We start from the raw sequence: 26717 nt of genomic DNA on the forward strand, positions 1-26717 counted from the left end.
TTTAGCCGTTCTCCTTCTGGATCTGAGCCCACTTCTCTTCGACGTCGGAAAGACCGCCGACGTTGAAGAATGCCTGCTCAGCAACGTGGTCGAACTCGCCCTTGGCGATCGCATCGAACGACTCGATGGTCTCCTTGAGCGGAACGGTCGAGCCCTCAACACCGGTGAACTTCTTCGCCATGTAGGTGTTCTGCGAGAGGAACTGCTCGATGCGGCGCGCGCGCGACACGGTGATCTTGTCTTCTTCAGAGAGCTCGTCAACACCGAGGATCGCGATGATCTCCTGGAGTTCCTTGTTCTTCTGGAGAATCTGCTTCACCGAGGTCGCAACACGGTAGTGGTCCGCACCTAAGTAGCGGGGGTCCATGATGCGGCTGGTCGAGGTGAGCGGGTCGATGGCCGGGTAGAGGCCCTTCGACGCGATCGCGCGCGACAGCTCGGTGGTCGCGTCGAGGTGCGCGAACGTCGTGGCGGGAGCCGGGTCGGTGTAGTCATCGGCCGGCACGTAGATCGCCTGCAGCGAGGTGATCGAGTGGCCACGGGTCGAGGTAATGCGCTCCTGGAGCACACCCATCTCGTCCGCGAGGTTCGGCTGGTAGCCCACGGCCGAAGGCATGCGGCCCAGCAGGGTCGATACCTCAGAACCGGCCTGCGTGAAGCGGAAGATGTTGTCGATGAAGAGGAGCACGTCCTGCTTCTGCACATCGCGGAAGTACTCCGCCATGGTCAGTGCCGACAGGGCGACGCGCAGACGCGTTCCCGGCGGCTCGTCCATCTGGCCGAAGACGAGAGCGGTCTTGTCAAAGACGCCCGCCTCTTCCATCTCGTGGATGAGGTCGTTGCCCTCACGGGTACGCTCGCCGACGCCGGCGAACACCGAAACCCCGCCGTGATCCTGCGCAACACGCTGGATCATCTCCTGGATGAGGACGGTCTTGCCGACGCCTGCACCGCCGAAGAGGCCAATCTTGCCGCCCAGCACGTAGGGCGTCAGGAGGTCAATCGACTTGATGCCGGTTTCGAAGAGCTGCGTCTTCGACTCGAGCTGGTCGAATGCCGGCGGCGTGCGGTGGATACCCCAGCGCTCGGTGACCTCGATGGTCTCGCCCTCAGCAAGGTTCATGACCTCACCGGTGACGTTGAACACCTTGCCCTTGGTGATGTCGCCCACGGGAACCGTGATCGACGAACCGGTGTCGGTGACTTCCTGGCCGCGGACGAGGCCGTCAGTCGGCTTCAGCGCGATGGCGCGGACGAGGTTGTCGCCCAGGTGCTGAGCGACCTCGAGGGTCAGCTTCAGGGGCTCCTGGCCGTCGCCGAAGTCAATCATGGTCTCGAGCGCGTTGTACACACCCGGGATCGCGTCGTGCGGGAACTCGATGTCGACGACGGGCCCGGTCACGCGGGCAATACGCCCGACGACCTTCGCGGCAGCCTCAGTCGCCACAGTGGCGGTTTCGGTCATGTTTCTCTCTCTTCTAGCGTTGCGACTAGTTGGACAGCGCGTCGGCGCCGCCCACAATCTCGGAAATCTGCTGGGTGATCTCGGCCTGACGAGCGTTGTTCGCGAGGCGCGTGTAGTCGCGGATGAGGGTATCCGCGTTATCGCTCGCCGACTTCATCGCCTTCTGCGTCGCCGCGTGCTTCGCCGCAGCAGACTCGAGCAGCGCGTTGAAGATACGCGACTCGATGTAGACGGGAAGCAACTTGTCGAGCACAGTCTCTGCCTCGGGCTCGAACTCGTACAGCGGCTGTGCGACCTTGTCCTCGACCTCAGCAACACCCTCAACGATCTCGAGGGGAAGCAGGCGGTGTACCTGAGGAACCTGGCTCATCATGCTGACGAGGCGGTTGTAGACGAGGTGAATCTCGTCGGCGCCGCCCTCGGACGCGGGCTTCGCGAACGTCGCGAGCAGCGCGTCCGTGATTTCCTTGGCCGTCTCGAACACGGGGTTCTCGGTGCCACCCGCCCAGGCACGCTCTGCCTTGCGGTTGCGGAACGTGAAGTAGCCCTGAGCCTTACGACCGATAAGGAAGTACTGGACGTCCTTGCCCTCGGCGCGCAGCAGCTCGTTGAGCTCCTCAGCCTCGCGCAGCACCTGTGAGTTGAACGCGCCAGCAAGGCCGCGGTCAGAGGTGAAGATGACGATCGCTGCGCGCTCGACCTTCTCCGGCTCGGTGGTGAGCATGTGGTCGATGTTCGAGTGCGTGGCAACGGCCGACACGGCGCGAGTAATCGCGTTCGCGTAGGGCGTGGACGCCGCGACGCGAGCCTTCGCCTTCTGGATGCGAGAGGCTGCGATCAGCTCCATCGCCCGGGTGATCTTCTTGGTCGTCTGAGCAGAACGAATTTTCTGCCGGTAGACCCGAAGTTGCGCTCCCATGTCTCTCCTGTGTCTGTGAGGATCTCGTCAAGAGGTAACCGGTCGGGGCGGGGAATCACTCCCCCGCCCCGGGGCCGAGTTACTTCTTGATGACGAGCTGCTCCTGCTGGATTTCGGACTCATCGAGCTTCTGGAACTGCTCGGCCAGGGTCTGGCCGGCGGAGGTCCGGAACTCGAGGGTGAAGCCCTCGATCTTTGCCGTGAGCTCGGAGACGATGTCGTCGGTGAGGACGTTCGTCTCGCGCAGCGTGGTGAGCGCTTCCGAGTTGCGGCCGAGGAAGTCGAGGAACTCGCGCTCGAAGCGCAGGATGTCCTCAACGGGGACCTTGTCGAGCTTGCCCGTGGTGCCGGCCCAGATCGAGACGACCTGCTCCTCCACCGCGTACGGCGAGTACTGCGGCTGCTTGAGCAGCTCGGTGAGGCGTGCGCCACGCTCGAGCTGACGACGGCTGGCCGCGTCGAGGTCCGACGCGAACATCGCGAAAGCCTCAAGCGAACGGTACTGAGCGAGCTCGAGCTTCAACGTGCCCGAAACCTTCTTGATCGACTTCACCTGAGCGTCGCCGCCCACGCGCGAGACCGAGATGCCGACGTCCACTGCGGGACGCTGGTTCGCGTTGAACAGGTCCGACTGGAGGAAGATCTGGCCGTCGGTGATCGAGATCACGTTGGTCGGGATGTATGCCGAGACGTCGTTCGCCTTGGTCTCAATGATCGGCAGGCCGGTCATCGAGCCAGCGCCCAGCTCGTCCGAGAGCTTCGCGCAACGCTCGAGCAGACGCGAGTGCAAGTAGAACACATCGCCCGGGTATGCCTCGCGCCCCGGCGGACGGCGAAGGAGCAGCGATACGGCGCGGTACGCCTCGGCCTGCTTCGACAGATCGTCGAACACGATGAGGACGTGCTTGCCGTCGTACATCCAGTGCTGGCCAATGGCCGAGCCGGTGTACGGGGCGAGGTACTTGAAGCCAGCCGGGTCAGAGGCGGGCGAAGCGACGATGGTGGTGTACTCCATCGCGCCGGCTTCCTCGAGCGCGCCCTTTACCGAAGCAATGGTCGAGCCCTTCTGGCCGATGGCGACGTAGATGCAGCGCACCTGCTTCTGCGGGTCGCCGGTCTCCCAGTTCGCGCGCTGGTTGATGATCGTGTCGATCGCGAGAGCCGTCTTACCGGTCTGGCGGTCACCAATGATCAGCTGGCGCTGGCCGCGGCCGACGGGGATCATGGCGTCAATCGCCTTGATACCGGTCTGCATGGGCTCGTGCACCGACTTGCGCTGCATGACGCCGGGAGCCTGGAGCTCGAGGGCGCGACGGCCTTCGATGCCCGTGATCTCGCCGAGGCCATCGATCGGGGCGCCGAGGGGATCAACCACGCGGCCGAGGTAGCCCTCGCCCACGGGGACCGAAAGGACCTCGCCGGTGCGGGTGACCTCAAGGCCTTCGACGATGCCGGTGAACTCACCGAGCACGACGACGCCGATCTGATCCTCTTCAAGGTTCTGAGCAAGGCCCAGCGTGCCATCCGCGAAGCGGATCAGCTCGTTGGCCATGACGCCGGGGAGACCCTCGACGTGGGCGATACCGTCGGCTGCGTCGATGACGGTGCCGACCTCAGTCGACGCCGCACCACTGGGCTCGTACGATGCCGCGAATTCCTTCAGCGCATCACGGATCTCGTCCGGGCTGATTGAGAGTTCTGCCATTTCGTTTCCTCTGTCTGTACCGGAAGCGCCGCCCCCGGGGTGGAAGTTGTGCTCTAGCCTGCGAGCTGCAGTCGGAGATCGTCGAGGCGGGCCCGGACGCTGCCGTCAATGACGGTGTCAGCCATCTGGATCCGCACGCCCCCGACGAGGTCGGGGTCGATGACGGTCGTGATCTTGACGGGACGACCGGCACTCGCGGAGAGCGCAACCCGAAGACGCTCGGTGCGCTGCGCATCGAGCGGAGCGGCAACCGTGACGGTGGCAAGCGCGCTGCCACCCTCGTCGGCGACGATCACTGCAGCCTGCTTCAGCAGGGTACGCAAGCGACGACCGCGCGGGTTCGCTACAAAGTAGGCGACCAGTGCGAGCGCGGAGGTCGAAACCTTGCCCTTGAGCAGGCTGGTGACCAGTTCGGCCTTCGCCGCAGGGGCGACCAGCTTGCTGCCGAGCGTGAGCTCGAGTTCGTGCTGGCTGCCAATGATGGCGGCGACAGCCTCGAGCTCGTCGGCCAGGTTCTCGGCCGCCCGCGCCTCAGCGCGGATACCGATCTCCTCGACGCCGTCGACCAGTTCCTCTGCATTCGACCAGCGCGCCGAGGCGACTGCGTCGAGCACCCGGCGGGCCGGATCCTGCAGCGAACCGAACAGCTTCGCAACGACCTGCTGCTTCGAGGAAGCTGCCGCCGCCGGATCTGCCAGCGAGCTACTCAGCGCGGGGGCGGCCGCAATGGTCGCCGCCGCACCGAGAAGCTCGCGGCCGAAGCCGAGGGGTGCCTGGCCGGTGAGGTCGCCCAAGACGACCCTCACCTGGCTCAGAGCTTCACGAGACGCGCTTCCCATTACTGGGCTGCCTTCTGCGATTCCTCGAGATCGGCAAGGAAGCGGTCGACCAGCGCAGCCGACTTCGCATCGTCAGAGAGGGACTCTCCGACTACGCCCGAGGCCAGGTCGATCGCGAGCGAGCCGACCTCCTTGCGCAGCGAGACAACAGCGCTCTGGCGCTCTGCCTCGATCTGCGCCTGAGCGGCCTGCGCGATGCGCGTCTGCTCGAGCGTTGCGTCCTCCTTGGCCTTCGCCACGATCTTCGCGGCGTCGGTGCGAGCGGAATCCCGGATATCTCCGGCTTCCTGACGCGCACCAGCAAGCTGGGCGGTGTACTCCTGGAGTGCGGCCTCGGCCTTCGCCTGAGCCTCATCGGCCTTGGCGATGTTGCCTTCAATGGCCTCAGCGCGTGCGTCGAGCATCGTCTGCATCTTGGGAAGGAAAACCTTCCAGAATGCGACGAGGATGACGATGAAGCAGACCGCCGACCACATGATGTCGTACGTCGCGGGCAGCAGGGGGTTTTGGGACGCCGCGGCGACCGGCCCTGAAACAGCGACAACTGCGTTGATCATCGAGCCTCCCTTTCGAGACTAAGAGGGGCTGCTTAGGAAGTGAAGATGAAGTACGTGGCGATACCGATGAACGCGAGCGCCTCGGTGAACGCGATACCGATCCACATGAGGACCTGGAGACGGCCGGCGAGCTCGGGCTGACGAGCAACACCCTCGATCGTCTTGCCTACGACGATACCCACACCGATGGCGGGGCCGATCGCGGCGAGACCGTAACCGACGGTCGCAATGTTGCCCGAGATTTCAGCGAGAACAGACACTGTGTTTTTCCTTCCGTAGTGAGCTTGGCGGTTGCCAAACCCGATTTAGTGCTCTTCAGCCAGCGCGAGCTGGATGTAAACAGCGGTAAGCAGTGCAAAGACGTAGGCCTGGAGAACAGCAACCAGGATCTCGAACAGCGTGAACGCGAATCCGAAGGCGAGGGTGCCGACGCCAAACAACTTCATGAAGCCGTCAGCTTCGAACAGGAAGAACTGGGTCGCGGCAAAGAACAGCACCAAGAGGAGGTGCCCGACGACCATGTTCATCAGGAGACGAAGCGTGAGCGTGACCGGCCGAATGACGAACGTGGAGATCAGCTCGATCGGGGTGACGATGAAGTACACCGGCCACGGAACGCCCGCGGGGAACAGCGAGTTCTTGAAGAACTTCGCCGGGCTCTTGCGGATACCGGCATAGATAAAGGTGATGTACGAGACAAGCGCCAGCACGAGCGGGACACCGATCACCGACGACGCGGCGATGTTGAAGAACGGCACCACGCCGGTGAGGTTGAACGCCAGCACCATAAAGAAGATGGCGGTCAGGATCGGCAGGAAGCGACGTCCGTCCTTCTTGCCCAGGAGGTCCTCGGCAATGTTGACGCGCACGAAGTCCAGTGCCATCTCAGCAAGGCTCTGGCCGCGACCAGGGACAACCTGCATGCGGCGAGTGCCCAGCCAGAAGAGGAGCACGAGAAGTACCGTCAGGATCACGCGAATGATCATGATGCGGTTCATCTCGAACGGGGTTCCTACAAAGAGGATCCCCTCCGGGAAGAACTCGTCAATCGACGGCGGGTGGAAGCCGCCTCCCTCGGAAGCGGCAACGAGTGGGGCCACGAGATTCATAGCGTTAGCAAACAGCGCTTTTCTCCTGATTCGGGGTGCGACCTCTGGCCGCACGGCGTCGAACGATGGTGAGCCCCCTCACCCGCAAGCGCACACCCGAAGGGGGCGCGCGGCAGGGAACTTCTCAATCCTACCAATAGATTCGCCCTCAGAGAAACCGAGGAGCAAGTTTGTTCCTAGCTATCGCTGACGTACGGGAGACGGGAGCGCAGGATCACGATCGCGTCCACTGCGAGCGAGAAGATCACGCCCGTGATGACCCCAATAAACAGGATCGTCGGGTTGAGCCAGGGCTGGTCTCGCAACAGCACCGCGGCGACGATAAAGGCAATGAATTTGATGAACCAGGACCCGAGGATCAAGGAAAAGAAGATGATGACGTAGAGATCCTGGCCGTAGAAGCGGTTCGAGAAGGCGATGCTCCCCACCGTGATCGCCAGGAACACGACCGAGAACGCGGCACCGAGTCCCCCGCCAATGGCGCCGCGCGAACCGTCGATGAGGAATCCGATGACGACGAAGGCCAAGATCAGCAGGATCCCGCTGATCGCGCTCCAGCGCAGCGCCTTCAGCAACAGCGGCTGCGAGCTCGGCCGCTTGGGTTCGGGGGCCGAATCTGCCGCCGGGGCGGCGCCGGTCTCCTGGGGGTCCGTCACGCTGAAGTCCTCTCATCGGGGTGTGGTGCATCGGCCGGATCCGGCCCTGTCAACGGTAGCAAGTCCTGCTGACCACTCGATTCAGCTACAGCCGGTCGCCGCTTGAGCGGGAAGATGGTGACCAGCACGCATACGAGCGCGCCGCCGAAGAACACGATTCCCGGAATCACGAAGTCTTGCAGGGTAAAGACGAGCAGGCACGCGAGGGAGATCACGGCTGTCCACAGGTAGAAGATACTCACCGCCTGCACGTGGGAGTGCCCCATGTCGAGGAGCCGGTGGTGCAGGTGCTTGCGGTCCGCCGAGAAGGGGCTCTTTCCCGCCTGCACGCGGCGCACGACGGCCAGCGTGAAGTCCGCGATCGGAACCGCGAGCACCGCGATGGGCAGAATGATCGGGATGTAGCCGGCGAGCACGACTTTCTGGTCGAGCGCGGCAGGGTTCAGCTGCCCCGTCACCGAGATTGTCGACACCGCCATGAGCAGGCCAATCAGCAGGGCCCCGGTGTCTCCCATGAACATCTTGGCGTGATGCCAGTTGAAGGGAAGGAAACCGACGCACACCCCCACCAAGATCGCGGCGATCAAGCTCGAGAGTTCGACCGCGTCGGCGGAGCCCGATTGGGCCACGAGGAGGCGCGTGTAGATAAAGAAAGCGAGGTTTGCGATGATCGCGACCCCCGCGACGAGGCCGTCGAGGCCGTCCACGAAGTTGACCGCGTTCATCACGAGCGTGATGAGGAAGACCGTGATCACGAAGTTCACGACGGGCGAACCCACGATGAGCGTGTCGCCAAATGGCAGCGACACGATCTGCACGCCCTGCCAGGCAAGGAGGCCGGCCGCGGTGAGCTGCACCGCAAGCTTGACCATCCAGTCCAGGTCCAGCAGGTCGTCGAGCACGCCGACCGCGACGATCAACGCACACGCGCCGAGCACCGCGAAGAGCTGCGCCGGACGGGCGGCCAGACCGGAGAACTCTTCCTGCAGGTTCGCGAACCCGAATGCCGCGAGCACCCCCAGGAACATCGCGATGCCGCCGAGGCGCGGAGTCGGGTTGCTATGCACGTCCCGCTCGCGCACCTCGGGGGCGAGTCGGAACCGGCGGCTCAGCCGGAGCACCACCATCGAGGCCGCAGCCGAAACAAGTGCCGCGACGGCTGCGACGATGAGGTACGGGGTCACGCTACGGCTCGATCGTGACCTGCGGGAGCAGCTCGGCGATCGCCTCCCGGCTCACGCCTCCCTCGCGCAGGATTCGGATGCTTCCGCCGGCATCGTCGAGCTTCGTCGCGTCAATGATGGTGGAGGCGACGCCGTCGCTTGAGGAGGGTCCGTCGTTCAGATACACGGCGATCGAGTCCCCGAGCATTGCCTGGGCCTCAGCGACCGTCATCGCCGCCGGCTCGCCGGTGCGGTTCGCGGAGGACACGGCCAGGGGGCCCGTCTCGCGCAGGATCTCGAGCGTGAGCGCACGGTCCGGCATGCGCAGCGCCACGGTGCCGCCGGTCTCGCCCAGGTCCCACGCGAGCGAGGGCTGCGCGGGAAGGACGATCGTGAGCGGCCCAGGCCAGAACGCGTCAACGAGCTGCTGCACCGGCGCGGGAACGCGTTCCGCAAGCGCGGCAAGCGTCGCCGTGTTCGGCACGAGTACGGGCGGCGGGGACTGACGCCCGCGGCCCTTGGCGCGGAGCAGCTTGTCGACCGCCTGTGGGCTAAACGCGTCAACCGCGACTCCGTACACGGTGTCGGTCGGCAGCACGACGACCTCCCCGCGCGCGATCGCCTGACGGGCCTCGCGGGCGCCGGAAAGCAGCTGGGAGTTATCGGAACAGTCAAAGACCTCGGCCATGAGTCACGATTCTACTCGCGTGGAGACCGATCCGGATCCCGCTCCGTCTCGCGGCCCGTTTCCTACGCGTGCGCGACCGTCGCGCGGTCGCGCCCCGTGAGGTCCCGGTGCGTCGCGGCGGCCCGCCAGCCATCGCGGGTGAGCAGCGCGCGAATGTCTGCGCCCTGCCCCTCGGCGTGCTCCAGGACGAGCAGGCCGCCCGGCGCGATCAGGCCGCGCGCGGCGCGGCTGATCACCCGGATGAGATCCAGGCCGTCCTCACCCGAGTACAGCGCGAGCTCGGGATCATGCTCACGCACCTCCGGCTCGCGCGGAATCGCGCCCGATGGCACGTACGGCGGGTTTGAGACCACGACGTGGACCCGTCCGCGCAGGGGCGCGAGCGCTTGGGCGATCGGCGCGTCGGCAGCCTCCGACTGCGCGTGCGCAGGATCCAACTCGCGGAGGTCGCCGCAGAGGAGGGTGACTCGGCCGTCCCCGAGCTCGGCGACGTTGCGAGTCGCCCATGCATGCGCCTGCGGGTCCTTCTCGACCGCCCAGACACGCGCCGTCGGCAGCTCGTTCGCGATCGCGAGCGCGATCGCGCCTGAGCCGGTGCAGAGGTCCACCGCGAGCGGCTCGGCGGTGGGTACCGCCTGCAGGGCGTCAATCGCGAACTGGGTCACCATCTCGGTCTCGGGACGCGGGGTGAAGACGCCCGGACCCACTGAGAGCTCGATGCCGCGAAAGGGCGCCCGCCCCGTGAGGTGCTGCAGCGGCACACGCTCAGCGCGCTGTTCCGCGAGCGCCCGGATTGCGCGGGTGTCGTCGTCGGAGAGGTCCTCCCCAAGCGCGACCAGCACCTGGACCCGGCCGCGGGACGCGTCCAGGCGGTGACCGGCCAGGAGCTCCGCGTCGGTGCGCGGATCTGGCACTCCGGCGTCCGCGAGCTGCCGCTCAATCTCGTCAAGCAATGCCTTGAGCAGCACGCCGCCTCGCTTCCCGCGGGCCCGCCGCAGTTTTTGTTGACACAATTCATAACACACAGTGAAGACTGAGATAATCTCGCGATATGCTTCATCACGGCCCCGCCTCGCGCGGGTCGACCCTTGTTCGCTCACCGGAAGGCGCATCCGTTATGGCACGGACCTACGACAACATTACCCAGGCATTCGGCAACACCCCGCTCGTGCGCCTGAACCGCGTGACCGACGGCGCCGCTGCCGAGGTCTACGCGAAGCTCGAGTTCTACAACCCGGCCGGCAGCGTGAAGGACCGCATCGGCGTCGCGATCGTCGACGCAGCCGAGCAGTCGGGCGAACTCAAGCCCGGCGGCACCATCGTCGAAGGCACGAGCGGAAACACCGGCATCGCTCTGGCGCTCGTCGGCGCAGCCCGCGGCTACCGCGTCGTCTTGACGATGCCCGAGACCATGAGCATTGAGCGGCGCAAGCTGCTGCGCGCCTACGGTGCCGAAATCGTTCTCACCGAAGGCCCGCTCGGCATGCGCGGGGCGGTCGAGAAGGCAAAGGAGATCGTCGCCGAGACCCCTGGCGCGATCCTGGCGAACCAGTTCGGCAACGCCGCCAACCCGGCCATTCACCGCGCCACCACGGGCGAAGAGATCTGGCGCGACACCGATGGCGAGGTCGACATCTTCGTCGCCGGCATCGGCACCGGCGGCACCATCACCGGCGCCGGCGGCCTCCTCAAGGAACGCAAGCCCGACCTCCAGGTCATCGCGGTCGAGCCCGTCGACTCCCCCATTTTGAACGGCGGCCAGGCCGGCCCGCACAAGATCCAGGGCCTCGGCGCAAACTTCGTTCCCGACATCCTGAACCGCGATGTGTATGACGAGGTGTTCGACGTCACCCTTGACGACTCGATCCGCGTCGCCCGCGCGCTCGGCACTGACGAGGGCATTCTCGCCGGCATCTCGGGCGGCGCGGCCGTGCACGCGGCACTCGAAGTCGCGAAGCGCCCCGAGAACGCTGGGAAGAAGATCGTCGTCATCGTCCCCGACTTCGGCGAGCGCTACTTCTCGACCGTGCTCTTCGCGGACCTGAACGAGGGCTAACCCCCTCACCGGAATACGGACGGGCGAAACCCCGTTCCACCCCTAGCGGGGGCCTCGTGCAGACGGGGCCCCCGCTCCCCCGTTTCACCCGACGAAAGCGAGCACAAGATCCTTTCCCGCATCCTCGAGGACATCCGCTCCGCCCGCGCACACGACCCGGCCGCGCGCGGCACGGCCGAGGTGTTTTTCGTGTACTCGGGGCTTCACGCGGTGTGGTGGCATCGCGCGGCGAACGCGCTCTGGCGGCGCGGCCTGCGCTTTATCCCGCGCGCGATTTCGCAGGTCGTGCGCTTTGGAACGGGCATCGAGATTCATCCCGGGGCGACGATTGGCCGGCGCCTCTTCATTGATCACGGGATGGGCGTGGTGATCGGGGAGACCGCCGTCATCGGCGACGATGTGCACCTCTACCACGGGGTTACCCTCGGCGGTACGGGCCACCAGCACGGCAAGCGGCACCCCACGATCGGCGACCGGGTGGTGATCGGTGCGGGCGCGAAGGTGCTCGGCGCGATCGAGATCGGCGCCGACAGCGCGATCGGCGCGAACGCGGTGGTGGTGCGCTCTGCGGCTCCGTGGACGACCCTGGTCGGCATCCCTGCCGCGGCGCGGCCACGCCGGGGCGCCCCGGCAGAACAACCGGACGACGCAGACTTCTACGTTATCTAGCGTCTGCAGGCGCTCTCGCCCTCCGGCGGGTCCAGACCGCGCCTAGAGCTGCCGACCGCGCTCGCGCAACCAGCGGCGGGCCTTCGGGAACTCCAGCAGGATCATCGCGATCCCGAGGATCCAGAACGGCGCCTGGAGCGCAAAGGCGACCTCGAACGCACCGAGCGAGTAGTCATCTGGTGAGCCGGCGCCCTGCAGATCCAGCGCGAGCCCGATCAGCAGGATCACGAGCAGCGACGCCGTGAAGCCTCCCGTGTTCACAAGGCCCGTCGCGAGGCCAGCTCGGCTTGCGGGGACGTGCGTGCGGACCACTTCGAAGGCAATCATTGAGGTCGGGCCGCCGATCGGCACGACGATCATGAGCACCAGGAGCAGCCAGGTGGGAGGCGTGCCGGGTACCAGCAGGACCGCACCCCAGGACAGCGCGACGCAGACGGTGACGAACACCACAACCGCGACGCGATGCTGCGCAAATCGCGACGTGATGGGGCCGAGCAGCAGCCCGGCCACGATAGACGAGACGACCGCGATGCTCAGCATCCCCGATGCTTCCGCCGGGGTCATGCCCACCCCACCCGTGAGGAACGGGGTGCCCCAGAGCAGCCCGAAGGCGTTCATTGCGAACGGCGGGGTGAAGTGTACCCAGTACGCAAGGCGCACGCCGGGGAGACGCAACAGGCCCCGCAGGCTCGCCCAAATGCCCTGGCCCGGCGCGGTCTGCATCGTCCCCGTGATCGTGGGGATGGCGCCAGTCACGGCGGGGAGCGCACCAGAGTCCCCCGACATCTTGCCCCCGAGCGCGATGCCCGCGGCCCGGCTCGTCTTGCCGAGCCGCCCCGTCATCCGCTCCAGCAGGGTGCCCGTGCCGGGCTTGTCACGCAAGACGACGATGAACAGAATCGTCATGAGCAGGCCGACCGCGGCTACGCCCATGAACCCGCGTGTCCAGCCCAGGACCCCGATCGCGAGTGACAGCGGGGCGAGCGCGAGCAGCTGACCGGCTTGGCCGATGATGGCGGTGACCTGGCTGAGCACCGGCAGCTGCCTGACCGGGAACCAGTCCACCAGCAGGCGCATGACGCTAATGAAGGTGCAGGCGTCACCGGCGCCGATGAGCACCCGCGCGACGACCGCGAGCCAGACCTGGTCCGCGGTCGCCATGAGGAGCTGGCCGGCGAACATCCCAAACCCGCCAGTGACAATCAGGGCGGTGACGCCGAACCGGTCGAGCGCGATGCCGACCGGGATCTGCAGCCCCGCGTATACGACGAGCTGGATCACCGCAAAGATCGAGAGCATCGTCGCGTCGATGCGGAAGTGTTCCTGCGCCGCGGGACCGAGTGCCGCGAGTGAGGTGCGGTTGACAATCGCGATCATATAGCTCAGGGAGGCGACGCCCCACACGAGCCAGCGTACCCAGGCGCCCGAGGGCGCCCGGGACGCCGCAGTCATTCTCGCACCGGCAGCGGCGGGCCGTCCGGGAAGTCGCGACGCGTGAGATCCATGAAGAGCGCATCGTCGAGGCTGCCGTCGGGGCGCACTTGGTAATCCCGCAGGATCCCGATGGGCCGAAAGCCAAGCCGTTCGTAGCTCCGAATGGCGCCCAGGTTCTTGGCGTTCGGGTCAAGCGTGATCCGGGTGATGCCGTCGGCGAACTCCCCACGGATGGCGAGAGCGAGCGCCTCCTCGCCGATGCGGCGGCCACGAAAGCGGGTCGCGAGGAACAGGTGAATCACGGTTGTGGGGTACTCGGGGTCGCTCCCCCGGATGACGTAGAGCATGCCGGCGGTCTGGCCCTCGACCTCGATGATCCGGGTGATGTCAGGCGCGTCGATCATCTCGGCCTGCACGCGATCGGGGGTGTAGCCCACCCACCACGTCGCAACTTCAGGCTCGTGCAGGGTCGCGACGAGCGGCGCGTGATCGCGCTCTTCGGGCAGACGAAGCGTGACCAGGGGGCCGACCGAGAGCGACTGTGCTGCGGGGGTATGCATACCGATAAGCGTACCGCCCGTGTCGCCACGCAATGCGCGGGCGACACGGGCGGTACGTGCGCTGCGAGAGCTAGCCGCGCGATTCGCCGAGCTCGGCGAGCTGCGCCTCTTCGTCGGCCTGGATGCACGCCTCGACCACGGGTCCGAGGGCGCCGTTCATCACCTGGTCAAGGTTGTACGCCTTGTACCCGGTGCGGTGATCCGCGATGCGGTTCTCCGGGAAGTTGTACGTCCGAATCCGCTCGGCCCGATCCATCGTGCGAATCTGGCTCTTGCGGTACACGCTCGCCTCGGCGGCGGCGTCCTCTGCGATCTTCGCGAGCAGGCGAGCCCGAAGCACGCGCATGCCGGCTTCACGGTTTTGCAGCTGGCTCTTCTCGTTCTGCATCGCCACAACAATTCCCGTCGGAAGGTGGGTGATGCGCACGGCGGAGTCCGTGGTGTTCACCGACTGGCCGCCGGGGCCGCTCGAGCGGTACACGTCGATCTTGAGATCGTTCTGGCTGATCTGCACCTCTTCCGGCTCATCCGCCTCGGGGTAGACGAGTACGCCCGTCGTCGAGGTGTGGATGCGGCCCTGCGACTCCGTCACGGGGACGCGCTGCACGCGGTGCACGCCGCCCTCGTACTTCATGCTCGCCCAGACGCCCTGCGCAGGATCAGCCGTGTTCGACTTGATCGCCACCTGGACGTTCTTGTAGCCGCCGAGATCGCTCTCGTCGCTCTCGAGCATCTCAGTCTTCCACCCACGCGACTCGGCGTAGTGCAGGTACATCCGGAGCAGGTCGGCAGCGAACAGCGCCGACTCGGCGCCGCCCTCACCACCCTTGATCTCGAGAATGACATCGCGAGCATCGTCGGGGTCACGCGGGATCAGGAGTCGGCGAACCTTCTCCTGCGCCTGCACGAGGCCCTCCTCGAGCGAAGGGACCTCCTCGGCGAACGACTCGTCCTCTTTCGCGAGCTCTCGCGCAGCCTCGAGGTCTTCCCCGGCCTGCACCCAGGACTCGTAGGCCGCCTTAATCTTGCTGAGCTCGGCGTAGCGCCGGTTGACCTTCTTGGCGCGCGCGGCGTCCGCGTGGAGCGCGGGGTCAGCGAGCTGACCCTGCAACTCCAGGTGCTCCTCAAGGAGCCCAATTACCTGTTCAAACATTTCGTATCCTTACGCGGTATCGCTGGCTCAGCTGAGGCCGGACGACTTCTGCATGTGCATGAGGAACTCGACGTTCGTGGAGGTCTCGCGCAGCTTGCCGAGCACCGACTCCAGCGCCTGCTCGCGATCGAGTCCACCGAGCGCACGGCGCAGCTTCCACGTGACCTTGACCTCGTCGGGGCCCATCAGCATCTCCTCGCGACGAGTCGACGACGCGTTGAGATCGACCGCGGGGAAGATCCGCTTGTCGGCGAGCTGGCGCGACAACCGCAGCTCCATGTTGCCCGTGCCCTTGAACTCCTCGAAGATGACCTCGTCGGCCTTGGAACCGGTCTCGACGAGCGCGGTCGCGAGGATGGTGAGCGAGCCGCCATTCTCGATGTTGCGCGCCGCGCCGAAGAAACGCTTGGGCGGGTACAGCGCCGCAGCATCCACGCCGCCCGTGAGCACGCGGCCCGAGGTCGGCGAGGAGATGTTGTAGGCGCGGCCCAGGCGGGTGATCGAGTCGAGCAGCACGACGACGTCGTGGCCCAGCTCGACGAGGCGCTTCGCGCGCTCGATGGCCAGCTCGGCCACCGTGGTGTGATCCTCCGCGGGGCGGTCGAAGGTAGAGGCGATGACCTCGCCCTTCACCGTGCGCTGCATGTCGGTGACCTCTTCGGGGCGCTCGTCCACGAGCACGACCATGAGGTGTACCTCGGGGTTGTTCTGAGCGATCGCGTCGGCGATCTGCTGCAGGACGATCGTCTTGCCCGCCTTCGGGGGCGCGACGATGAGGCCGCGCTGGCCCTTGCCGATGGGTGCGACGAGGTCGATCACGCGCTGCGTGAGCTTTTCCTGACCGGTCTCGAGCCGCAGGCGCTCCTGCGGGTAGAGGGGGGTGAGGTCGCTGAACTCGACGCGGTCAGCGTTCTCCTCCAGCGTGCGCCCGTTGACCGAGTCAATGCGAACGATCGCGTTGTACTTCTGACGGCCAGTGCCCTCACCGTCGCGCGGCTGCCGGATCGCGCCGACGACCGCGTCGCCCTTGCGCAGGCTGTACTTCTTGACCTGGCCGAGCGAGACGTAGACGTCGTTCGTGCCGGGCAGGTAGCCACTCGTGCGCACGAAGGCGTAGTTCTCAAGGACGTCGAGGATGCCGGCGATCGGCAGCAGGACATCGTCCTCGGTGATCTCGGGCTCGAAGTCGTCTCCGCCGCCACGACGCTTGCGGTCGCGCTGGCGGGTGCGGCTCGAGCGTGCGGAGTTGTCGTCCAAATCAGCGCGGTTGTTGTCGCGGCCGTTCTCACGGTTGCCGCGATCGCTACGCTCGTTCGACTTCTCCGGAGTCTTCTCGCCGCGCTCGGGGCGCTCTGCGCGCTCTCCCTGGTTCTTCTCCGAGCGTTCAGCCCGATCGGTACGATCCGACTTCTCGCGGTCGTTCCGGCCGCGCTCGTTCTGGTTCTTGTCCGCGGCGGCCTGCTCGCCGCTCTGACGCTCGCTGCCCTGACCGCGGCGACCGCGGCGACGGCTGTTGCCGGAGCGCTCCGCGCCTGCGTCGGCATCGCTGGCGGCCGCGGCATCGGCGGACGTCGCATCGGACTCGGGTGCGTCAGTCGTCGACGCCGGGGCGCTCTCGACCGAAGACTCGGTGGCGGCAGCGGACGCTGCCTCCGCTGCGGGTGCGGCCTCCGCTGCGGGTGCGGCCTCTGCCGCGGCGTCCGCGGCCTTCGAGCCCGCGCGGCGGCGAGTGCGCTTCACAGCGACCGCGGGAGCAGCCTCCTCGGCGACGACCTCGACAGCAAAAGCCGCCGCTTCCTCGACCGCGGGGGCCTCGGCAACGACCTCTGCGGCCGCCTCGGCGGGGGCTGCTGCGGCCTTTTTCGTGCGGCGAGGCGCACGAACTGCCTTCGTCGCGGGCGCGGGCTCCGCAGCGGCCTCTGCCTCTGCCTCTGCGGCCGGCCCAGCCTCGACGGCCGGCCCAGCCTCGACGGCCGGCGCAGCCTCGACGGCCGGCTCGACCTTCTTGCGGCTGCGGGTGGCGCGCTTCTTGGGCGCCTCGGCCACGGGTGCCTCAGCAGCAGCTGCGTCTGCAGCCGGCGCCTCGGCGGCCGGCGCTGCGGCAGCAGTGGTCGCGGCGGTCGTAGCCTCAGCGGCCGGGACAACCGCGGCCTCGGCCGCGATCGTCTTCGTGCTCACGCGGCGCGAAGCGCGCTTCTTGGGCGCCTCGACTACGGGTGCAACCTCTGCGGTTGCATTGGTGGTCTCGTCGGAGATCTGCTCCACGGTCATCCTTTCAGGACGGTTTCGTGTCGCGGGGCGGCGCGGGCAATGCCCGTTCGCCGAAGGTTCAACCCGCGGCATCGCACAGGTGTGCGGTGGGTATCATCGGGCAAGAATCGCCTCGATGAAGGAATGATTCACCAGTCCGCGTGGCTAGACCACAGTCGACGTGGCTAGGCCACGCCTGCAGATTCGGGAATCGTCACCACTGTAGCACCCATCAGGTCAACCGCCAGCATGAGGGCCTTCCACTCCGGGTCGTGTCGCGCAGCGGTTTCCGCGGCAGCCATGCGCTCGGCCGGGCTGTCGCAGAGCACCAGGATCGACGGGCCCGCACCCGAGACGACGGCCGCGTGGCCGGCCTCCCGGAGGGCCGAGACGAGATCCCGCGTGCGCGGCATTGCCTCACCGCGGTAGTTCTGGTGCAGCCGATCCTCGGTCGCTTCAAACAAGAGCTCGGGGCTCTGCGTCAGCGCGGCGACGAGCAGCGCCGAGCGGGACACGTTGAACACCGCGTCCTCGTGTGGCACCTGAGCGGGCTGCAAGCTGCGGGCCAGTTCGGTCGACATCGTGAACGGAGGCACGAGCACGAGCGGCGAGACGCCACGGTGCACCGTGAGGCGCTTCGAGCGCGGCCCGTTCGCCGAGGTCCATGCAATCGTGAGGCTGCCGAACAACGCGGGCGCCACGTTGTCGGGGTGCCCCTCAAGCTCGGTGGCGAGGCCCAACAGCTCGTCGTCGCTGAACTCGCGACGATCGGCGAGTAGACCTGCGGCCGCCATGACGCCGGCCACGATCGCCGAACCCGACGAACCCATACCGCGACCGTGCGGGATCCGGTTCGTCGCATCGATCGTGAGCCCCGGCATCGGCACACCGACGCTCGCGAAGACGTGCGCAATTGAGCGCGCGACGAGGTTCGTCTCGTCGGTCGCGACTTCGCCCTCGCCCACGCCCGTCACACGGACGAGCACGCCGGGCTCGGCCCGTTCGGACACCACGATCTCGTCGCCATAGGCGAGCGCGATCCCGAGCGTGTCAAATCCGGGGCCGAGATTGGCGCTGGTCGCCGGGACGCGCACGCGCACCCGGCGGGCCGAAGCTACGCTCACGCGGCTTCCGAGCGTGCAAGACCGAGCACCGACGCGACATCCGCGGTGGACGCGGAGACGATGGTGGGCTGGAACTCCGCACCGTCTGCACGGTGCATCGCCCACTGGGGGTCCTTGAGGCCGTGACCGGTCACCGTGATGGCGATCGTCGCACCCTTGAAGTTCTCGCCAGCCTCGGCGCGCTTCAGCAGCCCGGCAACGCCGGCGGCCGAAGCGGGCTCGACGAACACGCCGACCTCGGCGGAAAGGATGCGGTGAGCCGCGAGGATCTCAGCGTCGGAGACCGCGCCGAAGAACCCGTTCGAGTCGTCCCGCGCCGTGAGTGCGAGCTCCCACGAGGCAGGCTTGCCGATGCGGATCGCGGTCGCGATCGTCTCAGGGTTCTCGACGGGAGCGCCCAGGACGAGCGGGGCCGAGCCCTCTGCCTGGAAGCCGAACATGCGGGGAAGCTTGGTCGCGCGGCCAGCGGCCAGGAACTCGCGGTATCCCCGGTGGTAGGCGGTGTAGTTGCCCGCGTTGCCGACCGGAATGAAGTGGAAGTCGGGAGCGTCTCCGAGCACGTCTACGACCTCGAATGCGCCCGTCTTCTGCCCCTCGATGCGGTCGTTGTTGACCGAGTTCACGAGGTGCACCGGGTAGTCCGCCGAGAGCTCACGAGCAATGTCGAGGCAGTCGTCGAAGTTGCCCTGCACCTGGAGCAGCTGCGCGTTGTGCGCGACGGCCTGGGCCAGCTTGCCCATGGCGATCTTGCCCTCGGGCACGAGCACGGCGGCGGTGATGCCGGCGTGGGTCGCGTAGGCGGCGGCGGAGGCAGAGGTGTTACCCGTCGAGGCGCAGATGACAGCCTTCGCGCCGGCCTCGATCGCCTTCGTCATGGCCATGGTCATGCCACGGTCCTTGAAAGAACCGGTCGGGTTCATGCCCTCGTACTTGATGTACACGTTCGCGCCGGTGCGCTCAGAGAGCGCGCGGGCCGGAATCAGCGGGGTGCCGCCCTCGCCCAGGGTGACGACAGGTGTCGACTCCGTGACGTCCAGGTGATCGGCGTACTCGCGGATGACTCCGCGCCATAGGTGTGTCATGAGTTTCCTTCGACTCGCAGAACGCTGGTCACTTGCGAGACCACGGCGCTCGCCTCCAGCGCGGAGACAGTGGCCGCAAGGGCCGACTCACGCGCGGTGTGGGTTCCGATAACTAGCGTAGCCGTTCCGTGCGCGTCACGCGGCACGGACTGCTCGACGCTCGCAGCGCTCGCACCGTTTTCTGCCAGGATCCCGGCGACCGTCGCGAGTACGCCGGGTTCGTCCGAGACCTCGAGCATGATCTGGTAGCGCGAGAGGACGTCCCCGATCGGGAGGAGCGGGAGGTCCGCGTGCATCGATCCCGGAATACCCGGGCCGCCCGCGACGTGACGCCGGGCAGTCGAGACGAGGTCGCCGAGCACTGCAGAGGCGGTCTCCACTCCCCCGGCGCCTGCGCCGTAGAACATGAGCTCGCCGGCGGCCTCGGCCTCGACGAATACCGCGTTCTTGCCCTCGTAGACCGCGGCCAGCGGGTGCTGGCGCTCGATGAGCACGGGGTAGACGCGGGCCGAGATGCCCTCGACGCCGGCCTCGTTCTTCAGCCGTTCGGCGACGGCCAGCAGCTTGATGACGTGGCCGGACTTGCGCGCGGCTTCGACCTCGGTCGCGGTCACCTTCGTGATGCCCTCGCGGTGCACGGCCGAGACCGGGACCTCGGTGTGGAACGCGATCGAGGCGAGAATGGCGGCTTTCTGCGCCGCGTCATAACCCTCGACGTCAAGCGTCGGGTCGGCCTCGAGGAAGCCGAGCTCTGCCGCGACACGCATGGCGTCCTCGGCCGAGTCGCCGAACCGGTCCATGCGGTCGAGGATGTAGTTCGTCGAACCGTTGACGATGCCGAGCACACGCGTGACGTGATCGCCGGCGAGGCTCTCGCGCAGCGGGCGAATGATCGGGATCGCCCCGGCCACCGCGGCCTCGTAGGTCAGCTGGGCACCGACACGCTCTGCGGCCTCGGCCAACTCGGTGCCGTGCGCGGCGATCAGGGCCTTGTTCGCGGTCACGACGTCGGCGCCAGCCTCGAGCGCCTGCAGAATCAGGGTGCGCGCCGGCTCAATGCCGCCGATCAGCTCGACCACGATGTCCGCGCTGAGCACCAGCTGCTCAGCGTCGGTCGTGAACAGCTCCTGCGGCAGGTCGACGTCGCGGGGAGCATCGAGGTTGCGCACCGCAATGCCCGCGAGGGTCAGCCGCGCGCCAATGCGGGCCGCGAGCTCGTCGCCGTGCTCAATAATCAGGCGCGCCACCTGTGATCCGACTGACCCGCTGCCGAGCAGGGCGACCCGTAGGTCTCGGTATCCGTTCATCGGGATTCTCCGTTCGTGAAGGGGTGGGGATCGCTGACGCTGCGAGCAAGGAGGTCATCCTCCGTCTCGCCGCGCACGATCAGTCGTGACTCCCCGTCCCGCACGGCAACCACCGGCGGGCGAGGGACGTAGTTGTAGTTGCTCGAGAGCGACCAGCAGTAGGCACCCGTCGCGGCAACAGCCAGGAGGTCGCCGGGGGCGACGTCGCCGGGAAGCTCGTCGCGCGGGACGACGATGTCGCCCGACTCGCAATGCTTGCCGACCACGCGCACGAGGGCGGGGGCGGTAGCGCTTCGACGATTGGCGAGGCGGACCTGGTAATCGGCGCCGTAGAGCGCGGGGCGAGCGTTGTCACTCATCCCGCCGTCCACGCTGACATACAGTCGCTCGGCGAAACCGCGGTCGGCGGGGTCGGCGTCGGCGTCGCTGCCAGCAAGGGCCACCGCTTTGGTGGTGCCGACCGTGTACAGCGTCAGGCCGGCCTGCCCGATGATCGAGCGACCCGGCTCGAACGCGACGGCGGGGATCGGAAGTTCGAGCTCGGCGCACGTGGCGGCGACGATGTCCGCGATCTCGGCCGCGATCACGTCGATTCCGGGCAGCGCGTCCGCCTCGTCCGAGGTGTAAGCGATGCCGAAGCCGCCGCCGAGGTTGAGCTCAGGCACGGGGGCGACCGCCGCGAGCTCGGCGTACACGCCCAACAGGCGACGGGCCGACTCGCGAAACGCCTCGGTCGCGAAGATCTGGGAACCGATGTGGCAGTGCAGCCCGACGAACTCGAGCGACGCGTGCGACCGGATCCGGTCAGCCAGCGGGACCGCGCGCGAGAGCGGCAACCCAAACTTCTGGTCCTCGTGCGCCGTCGCGAGGAAGCTGTGGGCGCCCGCGTGCACGCCGCTGTTCACGCGCAGGCGCACCCGCTGGCGACGCCCGGCCGCCGCTGCCGCGGCCGCGACGCGCTCAATCTCGATCTCGCTGTCTAGGATGAGCGTGCCCACTCCACCCTGCACCGCGCGGGTGATTTCGGCGACCGACTTGTTGTTGCCGTGGAAGCCGATGCGCGCCGGATCGACGCCCGCCGCGAGGGCGACAGCGAGTTCTCCGCCGCTCGCGACATCGATCGCCAGTCCCTCGTCGACCATCCAACGGGCAACCTCGACGCACAGAAACGCCTTGCCCGCGTAGTACACGGTGGCCGTGGTGCCGATACGCGCGAACTCCCGTTCGAACGCCTCGCGGGTCTGGCGGGCATGGGACCTGGCGTCCTGCTCATCGATGACATAGAGCGGTGAGCCGTAGCGGGCGACCAGCTCGGAGGCCTTCAACTCACCGACCTTGAGCTCGCCGCAGCTCGAGCCGCGACGCGAGGTCTGTGGGAACACGCGGGGATCGATGTCAGTGAGGTCGGTCGCGTGCGAGGGGTCGACGTGCTGCGCGGGCATGCAAGTCCTCCAGGAAATTCAGGGGTACGAAGGTCCGAACGCACGCTGCCGCAACACGCGACGGTGGCGAGCGGACCCGGATTGGCCCCTGAAGCCGGACGAACGAGAGCCATGGCTCCGATCGGACCTTTCAATCCTAGCGGGGCGCACGACGCGAGGGCGCATGTGACGAGTCGCATGATCGCCTGGGGGCGATCCCTCACGGCCCAGGCGCGCCTTAGGGGCAGACACCCGGCTGGCGCAGGGCGGCATCGTTCAAGATTCGAGGCGAGAGCGCAACGTCCACGCTTGCCGACCCGGTAGTGGAGAGCCCAATGTCCGTCAGCGAAATTCCCGCGGGAATCTCGGAACGTACGCAGAGCGGAGCGGGCCGCAGGATCGGATCGAGCAGCGTACCGGTCGCGGCGGAGAGCTGCTCGGCGGTCAGTGAGAGTCCGACGAGATCAACGCTGGTGGGGCTCAGGACGACGTCGCCGTCGACAACGCTCAGCGCGAGCCTGACCTGCAACGGAATGGACTGGCCGAACAGGTCAACCGAGCGCCCCACGATGAGCTCGCCCTGATCGACCTCGCCCGTCTGCGCGACGCCACGCGTCAGCAGTGCGATGGCGGAGTCCAACTGCTCGGGGGCGAGGGTGATGCGGGCGGTGCCGCCCGAGATCTCGCCGCTGGCCACGTTGAACGGCACCGAGTCGGCATGTGCCGAGAGGTCGGCGACGATCCCGGACACGACCGGGGCGTCCGGCACCCGAACAGACACGTCGCCCACGCGGCCGGTGAGGGCACGAAGCGCGACGGACCCCCCGAGCTCGGTCTCGACCGGGTGATCGGCGCTGAGATCGAGCGCTTGCCGCACCTGAGCCGAGACGATCCCCGGAATAATCATGCGCAGCGCGAGCTCCGCCGCGCCGCCGAGCAACGCCAATACCGCGACTCCCGACAGGATCCGCAGCCACCAGCGGGGCCGGCGCTCACTCATCGCTACATCCGTTCCGGGGCCGAGACGCCGAGCAGGTCAAGTCCGTTGCGAATGACCTGGCCGACCGCGTCGTTGAGCCACAGCCGCGTGCGGTGCACATCCTCCACCGGGGCCTCGCCCTGCGGGATGACGCGGCAGCTGTCGTACCAGCGGTGGTATGAGCCGGAGAGCTCCTCGAGGTATCGGGCGACACGGTGCGGCTCGCGCAGCTCGGCGGAGAACGCCACGACCCGCGGGAACTCCTGCAGTGCCCCCAGCAGCTCGGTCTCGGTCTCGTGGGTCAAAAGCTCGGGCGCGAACACTGAACGATCGACACCGCTCGCCGCCGCGTTGCGCTGCACAGCGCAGGTGCGGGCGTGCGCGTACTGCACGTAGAAGACGGGGTTGTCGTTCGTGCGGCTGCGGAGCTTCTCGCCCTCGAGCGCGAGCGGCGAGTCAGCCGGGTAGCGCGAGAGCCAGTACCGCAGTGCGTCGGCGCCGAGCCACTCGAGCAGGTCGTCCAGCTCGATGATGTTGCCGGCACGCTTCGAGAGGCGCGCGCCATTCAGATTGACGAGCTGGCCGATCAGCACACTAATGCTGGTCTCGGGGTCGTCGCCCGCCGCCCCGGCGATCGCCTTCAGACGGCCGATGTAGCCGTGGTGATCGGCGCCGAGCAAGTAGATCTTCTCGGTGAAGCCGCGATCCATCTTCGAGAGATAGTAGGCGGCATCGGCGGCGAAGTAGGTGTAGATGCCGTTGCCGCGGGTGAAGACGCGGTCCTTGTCGTCACCAAAGTCGGTCGTGCGCACCCAAATGGCATCGTCCTCTTCGAAGACGTGGCCCTGCGCGCGCAGACGATCGATCGCGGCCTCGATGGGGCTCTTCTCGCCGTGCTCACCGGGGGTGTGCAGACTGCGCTCCGAGAAGAAGACGTCGAAGTGCACGTTAAAGCGCTCGAGCGAGTCTTTGATCTCGACGAGCTGCAGCTGGTAAGCCAGCTCCTGCGCCTGCTCGAGCGCGTCCGCTTCGGGAAGCTCGGCGAGCCCCGGGATCTGCTCGCGTACGCGCTTGCCCAGGGCCTGAATGTACTCCCCCGGGTACGCGTCCTCCGGCGCGGGGCGCTCAAGGGCCGCGGCGAGCACCGAGCGCCCGAACTTGTTCATCTGCGCGCCGGCATCGTTGATGTAGTACTCGTTGGTCACCTCTGCGCCGGCCGCGCGCAAGACCCGCGAGGTCGCGTCTCCGAGCGCCGCCCAGCGGGTGTGGCCGAGGTGCAGCGGCCCGGTCGGGTTCGCTGAGACGAACTCCATGTTGATGCGCTGGCCAGCGAGCACATCGCCGTGGCCGTACTTCTCGCCCTGCTCGATGATGCGGCGAGCGGTCTCGCCGGCGCTGGCCGCGTCGATGCGCAGGTTGATGAAGCCGGGGCCGGCAACCTCTGCGGCGGCAACCCCCTCGATCTCGCTCAGGCGCGCGGCAATCACGGTGGCAAGTTCGCGCGGGTTTTGGCCGATTCGCTTGGCAAACTTCATCGCGATGTTCGACGCCCAGTCGCCGTGTTCGCGCTGCCGCGGACGGTCGAGTACCGCATCCTGCTCGGTGACCTCGAGGTCGGCGCCGGCGTCGGCGACGATCTCCGTCATGATGCGGGCGAGGGCAGCGGAAAGTTCTTGTGGGGTCACGAGGGTCAAGTCTAGCGTCGGCGCGCCCCGCGCTCGTGCTGCGAACGAATCGCCCGGGGCTAGAGCGGCTGCAATGGCCCCCGCCTGTGCGCTAGACTCGATGAGTCGCCTCCGTAGCTCAGGGGATAGAGCGTCGGTTTCCGGTACCGTAGGTCGGGGGTTCAAATCCCTCCGGGGGCACGATTGAAAAACGGCTCCGATCAGGTGTTTATCACCTCATCGGAGCCGTTTTTGTCTTTTCCGCGACGTTACTCAGCGTCCGCGGGTTCGGCGTACGCCTCGATCACGCGCTGCACCCGCGCGAACGCCGCATCGTTCAAGCCGTCGCCGTCCTGAGCGTGAGACCCAATCACCTCACGCCAGCCCAGGCTCACGACGTCGCCATAGTTGTGCCCGTGCCGCGCAGGAACAGACTCCCCCATCAGCATGTCCACCGTCACCTGCATCGCGGTGACCCCCGGGATCCAGCGCATCGATGGGCTCACGTCGCTGGCGCGCTGCGAGTCTGCGAGCCACTCGGGCGATTCCCAAATCAGTTCAGGGCCGAGCCAGGTCACGGGGTCAGTTGCGTGCTGCAGGTAGAGCACTCTCGGGGCACGCCACTCGCTGGGGAGCAGTTCCTGATCCCCCGCCTGAGACATCCACCGGACCTCGCGCCCTCCGTCCAGCACTGGTCGCCAGGCCGGACTGCCGCTGTCGCGCGCGGCTTGGAGCGTCCGCCAGAGCGCCGAGCCGTTGGGGCTGCCCACGAAGAGCGCGCCGTCTGTGCGCTCTCGAATCTCCTCCACGGAGCCGAACACGGCCTGGCTGCCGTGCGCGCCGAGACTCAGACCGTAGCTGATGAGCACGGGGCGGTCGTCCTCCGGAAGCATGCTCCAGCGCTCATGAACGGCATCGAACAGCACGCGGGCCGCATCCACGGGGGCATCCGGGTCAAAGACGAACGACACCCAGCTCGGCGTGTAGGCGTACTGCATCGCGACGCTTGCGGTGTCGCCCCCGTACAGGTACTCAACGGCGTCCATGGTCTGTGGCTCGAGCCATCCTGAGCCCGTCGGCGTGGCCACAATCAATACCGATCGACTGAACGCGCCGGTCCGCTCCAGCTCGGACACGGCAAGTTGTGCCCGCGCCTCCGCACTACCGGCCGAGGCCAGTCCAGCGTAGACCCGAATCGGCTCGATCGCCGGGGCCTCAGTGACCTCGACGATCTCGGCGGCACTCGGCCCGCCCCCGACGAAGTTCGCTCCGTGTCGACCCAGCGTCTCCCAGTCGATCGCAGAGTCCGCGCCCGCCGAGCGATACTGCGACGCCGGTTCGGTCGCCTCAGCGTCCGGCTGCCCATTTCGTTCCAAATAGACACCGTCAATCGCGACGGTGACGCCCCAGGTTGCGCACGCCGCGAGCACGAGCGCAGAAAACGCCATGCCGACCGAGGCACCGATGGTGCCGTATCGCCGCCGCCCGAAGCCCCACAGCCGACGCAGGCCCTTCCCCACTGCGAGGAGCACGACGCTCAGAGCCACGAACGCGAAGAGGAACGTCCCAACATTTGCGGCCTCGAGGGGCGGCATCTCGACCAGCGCGCGCACCTCGTTCTGCCAGAGCGTGCCGAGCGAGGTGAGTGCGGCGAGCGCGAGCACCCAGGCCCCCACGTAGCCAAGCCAGAGCGAGCGTTGCATCCGTTGCGACGGGCGCCATGGCACGAGTCGGCGTACCAGCTTCCACACCAGAGCGCCCAGCGCGTACCCCAAGACGAGCGAGAGCGCGGCAAGCACCCCCTGCAACAGTGCGGGGCGCGGCAGCAGCGAGGGAGTCAGCGAGAGAAGCGCACAGACCAGCCCGAGGACGGAGCCACCCGGGTCCAGATGCCACCATCTGCGTGTATTCATATGC

Annotated in this window: 24 protein-coding genes and 1 tRNA gene; 3 read left to right on the forward strand and 22 right to left on the reverse strand. The window is 67.1% G+C overall.

Annotation, left to right across the window (positions count from 1 at the left end):
- Position 1 precedes the first annotated feature (1 nt).
- The 11 genes from atpD to prmC form a co-directional block, all read right to left on the reverse strand.
- Positions 2-1465: a F0F1 ATP synthase subunit beta gene (gene atpD, locus JW030_RS08955; protein WP_188044195.1), complete on the reverse strand. Its 1464-nt coding sequence runs from the start codon at positions 1463-1465 to the stop codon at positions 2-4.
- Positions 1466-1490: 25 nt separating this feature from the next.
- The gene (locus JW030_RS08960; RefSeq protein ID WP_188044196.1) at positions 1491-2384 is read right to left on the reverse strand and encodes a F0F1 ATP synthase subunit gamma; all 894 of its coding nucleotides are present in this window, start codon (positions 2382-2384) and stop codon (positions 1491-1493) included.
- A gap of 79 nt (positions 2385-2463) precedes the next feature.
- A complete protein-coding gene (atpA, locus tag JW030_RS08965; protein ID WP_188044197.1) occupies positions 2464-4089 on the reverse strand; it encodes a F0F1 ATP synthase subunit alpha in 1626 nt (541 codons plus the stop codon).
- A 53-nt stretch (positions 4090-4142) separates the two neighbouring features.
- Complete coding sequence (locus tag JW030_RS08970) at positions 4143-4928, reverse strand: F0F1 ATP synthase subunit delta (protein ID WP_188044198.1); 786 nt, start codon at positions 4926-4928, stop codon at positions 4143-4145.
- Positions 4928-5485: a F0F1 ATP synthase subunit B gene (locus tag JW030_RS08975; RefSeq protein ID WP_188044199.1), complete on the reverse strand. Its 558-nt coding sequence runs from the start codon at positions 5483-5485 to the stop codon at positions 4928-4930. The genes JW030_RS08970 and JW030_RS08975 overlap by 1 nt, the downstream gene beginning before the upstream one ends.
- Before the next feature lie 32 nt (positions 5486-5517).
- Entirely contained in the window at positions 5518-5745 is a 228-nt protein-coding gene (atpE, locus tag JW030_RS08980) for an ATP synthase F0 subunit C (RefSeq protein ID WP_241095399.1), read from the reverse strand.
- A 45-nt stretch (positions 5746-5790) separates the two neighbouring features.
- Positions 5791-6594, reverse strand: a complete 804-nt coding sequence (gene atpB / locus JW030_RS08985; RefSeq protein ID WP_188044200.1) for a F0F1 ATP synthase subunit A — start codon at positions 6592-6594, stop codon at positions 5791-5793.
- Between the two features lie 176 nt (positions 6595-6770).
- Positions 6771-7250: a 3-oxoacyl-ACP reductase gene (locus JW030_RS08990; RefSeq protein ID WP_188044201.1), complete on the reverse strand. Its 480-nt coding sequence runs from the start codon at positions 7248-7250 to the stop codon at positions 6771-6773.
- Positions 7247-8434 (reverse strand): MraY family glycosyltransferase, encoded by a 1188-nt coding sequence (locus JW030_RS08995; RefSeq protein WP_188044202.1) that lies wholly within the window; start codon positions 8432-8434, stop codon positions 7247-7249. Before JW030_RS08995 ends, JW030_RS08990 begins: the two co-directional genes overlap by 4 nt.
- A gap of 1 nt (position 8435) precedes the next feature.
- Complete coding sequence (locus tag JW030_RS09000) at positions 8436-9101, reverse strand: L-threonylcarbamoyladenylate synthase (RefSeq protein ID WP_188044203.1); 666 nt, start codon at positions 9099-9101, stop codon at positions 8436-8438.
- A 62-nt stretch (positions 9102-9163) separates the two neighbouring features.
- Positions 9164-10069: a peptide chain release factor N(5)-glutamine methyltransferase gene (gene prmC, locus JW030_RS09005; RefSeq protein WP_241095400.1), complete on the reverse strand. Its 906-nt coding sequence runs from the start codon at positions 10067-10069 to the stop codon at positions 9164-9166.
- 149 nt (positions 10070-10218) lie between these two features.
- Between prmC and cysK the strand changes: the two genes are divergently transcribed.
- Together cysK and epsC are read left to right on the forward strand one after the other, a co-directional pair.
- Complete coding sequence (gene cysK, locus JW030_RS09010) at positions 10219-11157, forward strand: cysteine synthase A (protein ID WP_188044205.1); 939 nt, start codon at positions 10219-10221, stop codon at positions 11155-11157.
- Between the two features lie 108 nt (positions 11158-11265).
- Entirely contained in the window at positions 11266-11826 is a 561-nt protein-coding gene (gene epsC, locus JW030_RS09015; RefSeq protein ID WP_188044411.1) for a serine O-acetyltransferase EpsC, read from the forward strand.
- 42 nt (positions 11827-11868) lie between these two features.
- Here epsC and JW030_RS09020 read toward each other — a convergent pair whose 3' ends face one another.
- The 10 genes from JW030_RS09020 to argS all read right to left on the reverse strand — a co-directional run bounded on the left by JW030_RS09020 (position 11869) and on the right by argS (position 24821).
- The gene (locus JW030_RS09020; RefSeq protein ID WP_188044206.1) at positions 11869-13278 is read right to left on the reverse strand and encodes a nitrate/nitrite transporter; all 1410 of its coding nucleotides are present in this window, start codon (positions 13276-13278) and stop codon (positions 11869-11871) included.
- Positions 13275-13820 (reverse strand): GNAT family N-acetyltransferase, encoded by a 546-nt coding sequence (locus JW030_RS09025; RefSeq protein ID WP_188044207.1) that lies wholly within the window; start codon positions 13818-13820, stop codon positions 13275-13277. Before JW030_RS09025 ends, JW030_RS09020 begins: the two co-directional genes overlap by 4 nt.
- Before the next feature lie 70 nt (positions 13821-13890).
- Entirely contained in the window at positions 13891-14973 is a 1083-nt protein-coding gene (prfA, locus tag JW030_RS09030; RefSeq protein WP_188044208.1) for a peptide chain release factor 1, read from the reverse strand.
- A 27-nt stretch (positions 14974-15000) separates the two neighbouring features.
- Complete coding sequence (gene rho / locus JW030_RS09035; protein ID WP_370567007.1) at positions 15001-17238, reverse strand: transcription termination factor Rho; 2238 nt, start codon at positions 17236-17238, stop codon at positions 15001-15003.
- A 170-nt stretch (positions 17239-17408) separates the two neighbouring features.
- Entirely contained in the window at positions 17409-18347 is a 939-nt protein-coding gene (thrB, locus tag JW030_RS09040; protein ID WP_188044210.1) for a homoserine kinase, read from the reverse strand.
- Complete coding sequence (gene thrC / locus JW030_RS09045; protein WP_188044211.1) at positions 18344-19429, reverse strand: threonine synthase; 1086 nt, start codon at positions 19427-19429, stop codon at positions 18344-18346. The genes thrB and thrC overlap by 4 nt, the downstream gene beginning before the upstream one ends.
- Positions 19426-20736, reverse strand: coding sequence for a homoserine dehydrogenase (locus JW030_RS09050; protein WP_188044212.1), 1311 nt, complete (start codon positions 20734-20736; stop codon positions 19426-19428). The genes thrC and JW030_RS09050 overlap by 4 nt, the downstream gene beginning before the upstream one ends.
- Positions 20733-22178: a diaminopimelate decarboxylase gene (gene lysA, locus JW030_RS09055; RefSeq protein WP_188044213.1), complete on the reverse strand. Its 1446-nt coding sequence runs from the start codon at positions 22176-22178 to the stop codon at positions 20733-20735. The genes JW030_RS09050 and lysA overlap by 4 nt, the downstream gene beginning before the upstream one ends.
- Positions 22179-22395: 217 nt before the next feature.
- Positions 22396-23157 carry an LmeA family phospholipid-binding protein gene (locus JW030_RS09060; RefSeq protein WP_188044214.1) on the reverse strand — a complete coding sequence of 254 codons (762 nt, stop codon included), beginning with the start codon at positions 23155-23157 and terminating at the stop codon, positions 22396-22398.
- 2 nt (positions 23158-23159) lie between these two features.
- Positions 23160-24821 (reverse strand): arginine--tRNA ligase, encoded by a 1662-nt coding sequence (gene argS, locus JW030_RS09065; RefSeq protein WP_188044215.1) that lies wholly within the window; start codon positions 24819-24821, stop codon positions 23160-23162.
- Positions 24822-24928: 107 nt separating this feature from the next.
- On the opposite strand from argS, the gene JW030_RS09070 reads away from it, so the two are divergent.
- A tRNA-Arg gene (locus JW030_RS09070) sits at positions 24929-25001 on the forward strand.
- Between the two features lie 68 nt (positions 25002-25069).
- Here JW030_RS09070 and JW030_RS09075 read toward each other — a convergent pair.
- On the reverse strand, positions 25070-26713 hold the full coding sequence (locus JW030_RS09075) for an alpha/beta-hydrolase family protein (RefSeq protein WP_188044216.1): 1644 nt from the start codon (positions 26711-26713) through the stop codon (positions 25070-25072).
- Positions 26714-26717: the final 4 nt, after the last annotated feature.

Source organism: Leucobacter sp. CX169 (genome assembly GCF_017161405.1).
Classification (GTDB): Bacteria; Actinomycetota; Actinomycetes; order Actinomycetales; family Microbacteriaceae; genus Cx-87.

What these genes read in the sequence shown, in the direction of transcription:
- JW030_RS09020 (WP_188044206.1), bottom strand. Translation starts at nt 13,278, where the DNA reads ATGACTGCGGCGTCCCGGGCGCCCTCGGGCGCCTGGGTACGCTGGCTC.
- JW030_RS09060 (WP_188044214.1), bottom strand. Translation starts at nt 23,157, where the DNA reads ATGAGTGAGCGCCGGCCCCGCTGGTGGCTGCGGATCCTGTCGGGAGTC.
- thrC (WP_188044211.1), bottom strand. Translation starts at nt 19,429, where the DNA reads ATGACACACCTATGGCGCGGAGTCATCCGCGAGTACGCCGATCACCTG.
- atpA (WP_188044197.1), bottom strand. Translation starts at nt 4,089, where the DNA reads ATGGCAGAACTCTCAATCAGCCCGGACGAGATCCGTGATGCGCTGAAG.
- prfA (WP_188044208.1), bottom strand. Translation starts at nt 14,973, where the DNA reads ATGTTTGAACAGGTAATTGGGCTCCTTGAGGAGCACCTGGAGTTGCAG.
- atpD (WP_188044195.1), bottom strand. Translation starts at nt 1,465, where the DNA reads ATGACCGAAACCGCCACTGTGGCGACTGAGGCTGCCGCGAAGGTCGTC.
- JW030_RS08975 (WP_188044199.1), bottom strand. Translation starts at nt 5,485, where the DNA reads ATGATCAACGCAGTTGTCGCTGTTTCAGGGCCGGTCGCCGCGGCGTCC.
- JW030_RS09050 (WP_188044212.1), bottom strand. Translation starts at nt 20,736, where the DNA reads ATGAACGGATACCGAGACCTACGGGTCGCCCTGCTCGGCAGCGGGTCA.
- JW030_RS08960 (WP_188044196.1), bottom strand. Translation starts at nt 2,384, where the DNA reads ATGGGAGCGCAACTTCGGGTCTACCGGCAGAAAATTCGTTCTGCTCAG.
- JW030_RS09000 (WP_188044203.1), bottom strand. Translation starts at nt 9,101, where the DNA reads ATGGCCGAGGTCTTTGACTGTTCCGATAACTCCCAGCTGCTTTCCGGC.
- JW030_RS08970 (WP_188044198.1), bottom strand. Translation starts at nt 4,928, where the DNA reads ATGGGAAGCGCGTCTCGTGAAGCTCTGAGCCAGGTGAGGGTCGTCTTG.
- JW030_RS09075 (WP_188044216.1), bottom strand. Translation starts at nt 26,713, where the DNA reads ATGAATACACGCAGATGGTGGCATCTGGACCCGGGTGGCTCCGTCCTC.
- cysK (WP_188044205.1), top strand. Translation starts at nt 10,219, where the DNA reads ATGGCACGGACCTACGACAACATTACCCAGGCATTCGGCAACACCCCG.
- lysA (WP_188044213.1), bottom strand. Translation starts at nt 22,178, where the DNA reads ATGCCCGCGCAGCACGTCGACCCCTCGCACGCGACCGACCTCACTGAC.
- atpB (WP_188044200.1), bottom strand. Translation starts at nt 6,594, where the DNA reads ATGAATCTCGTGGCCCCACTCGTTGCCGCTTCCGAGGGAGGCGGCTTC.
- JW030_RS09025 (WP_188044207.1), bottom strand. Translation starts at nt 13,820, where the DNA reads ATGCATACCCCCGCAGCACAGTCGCTCTCGGTCGGCCCCCTGGTCACG.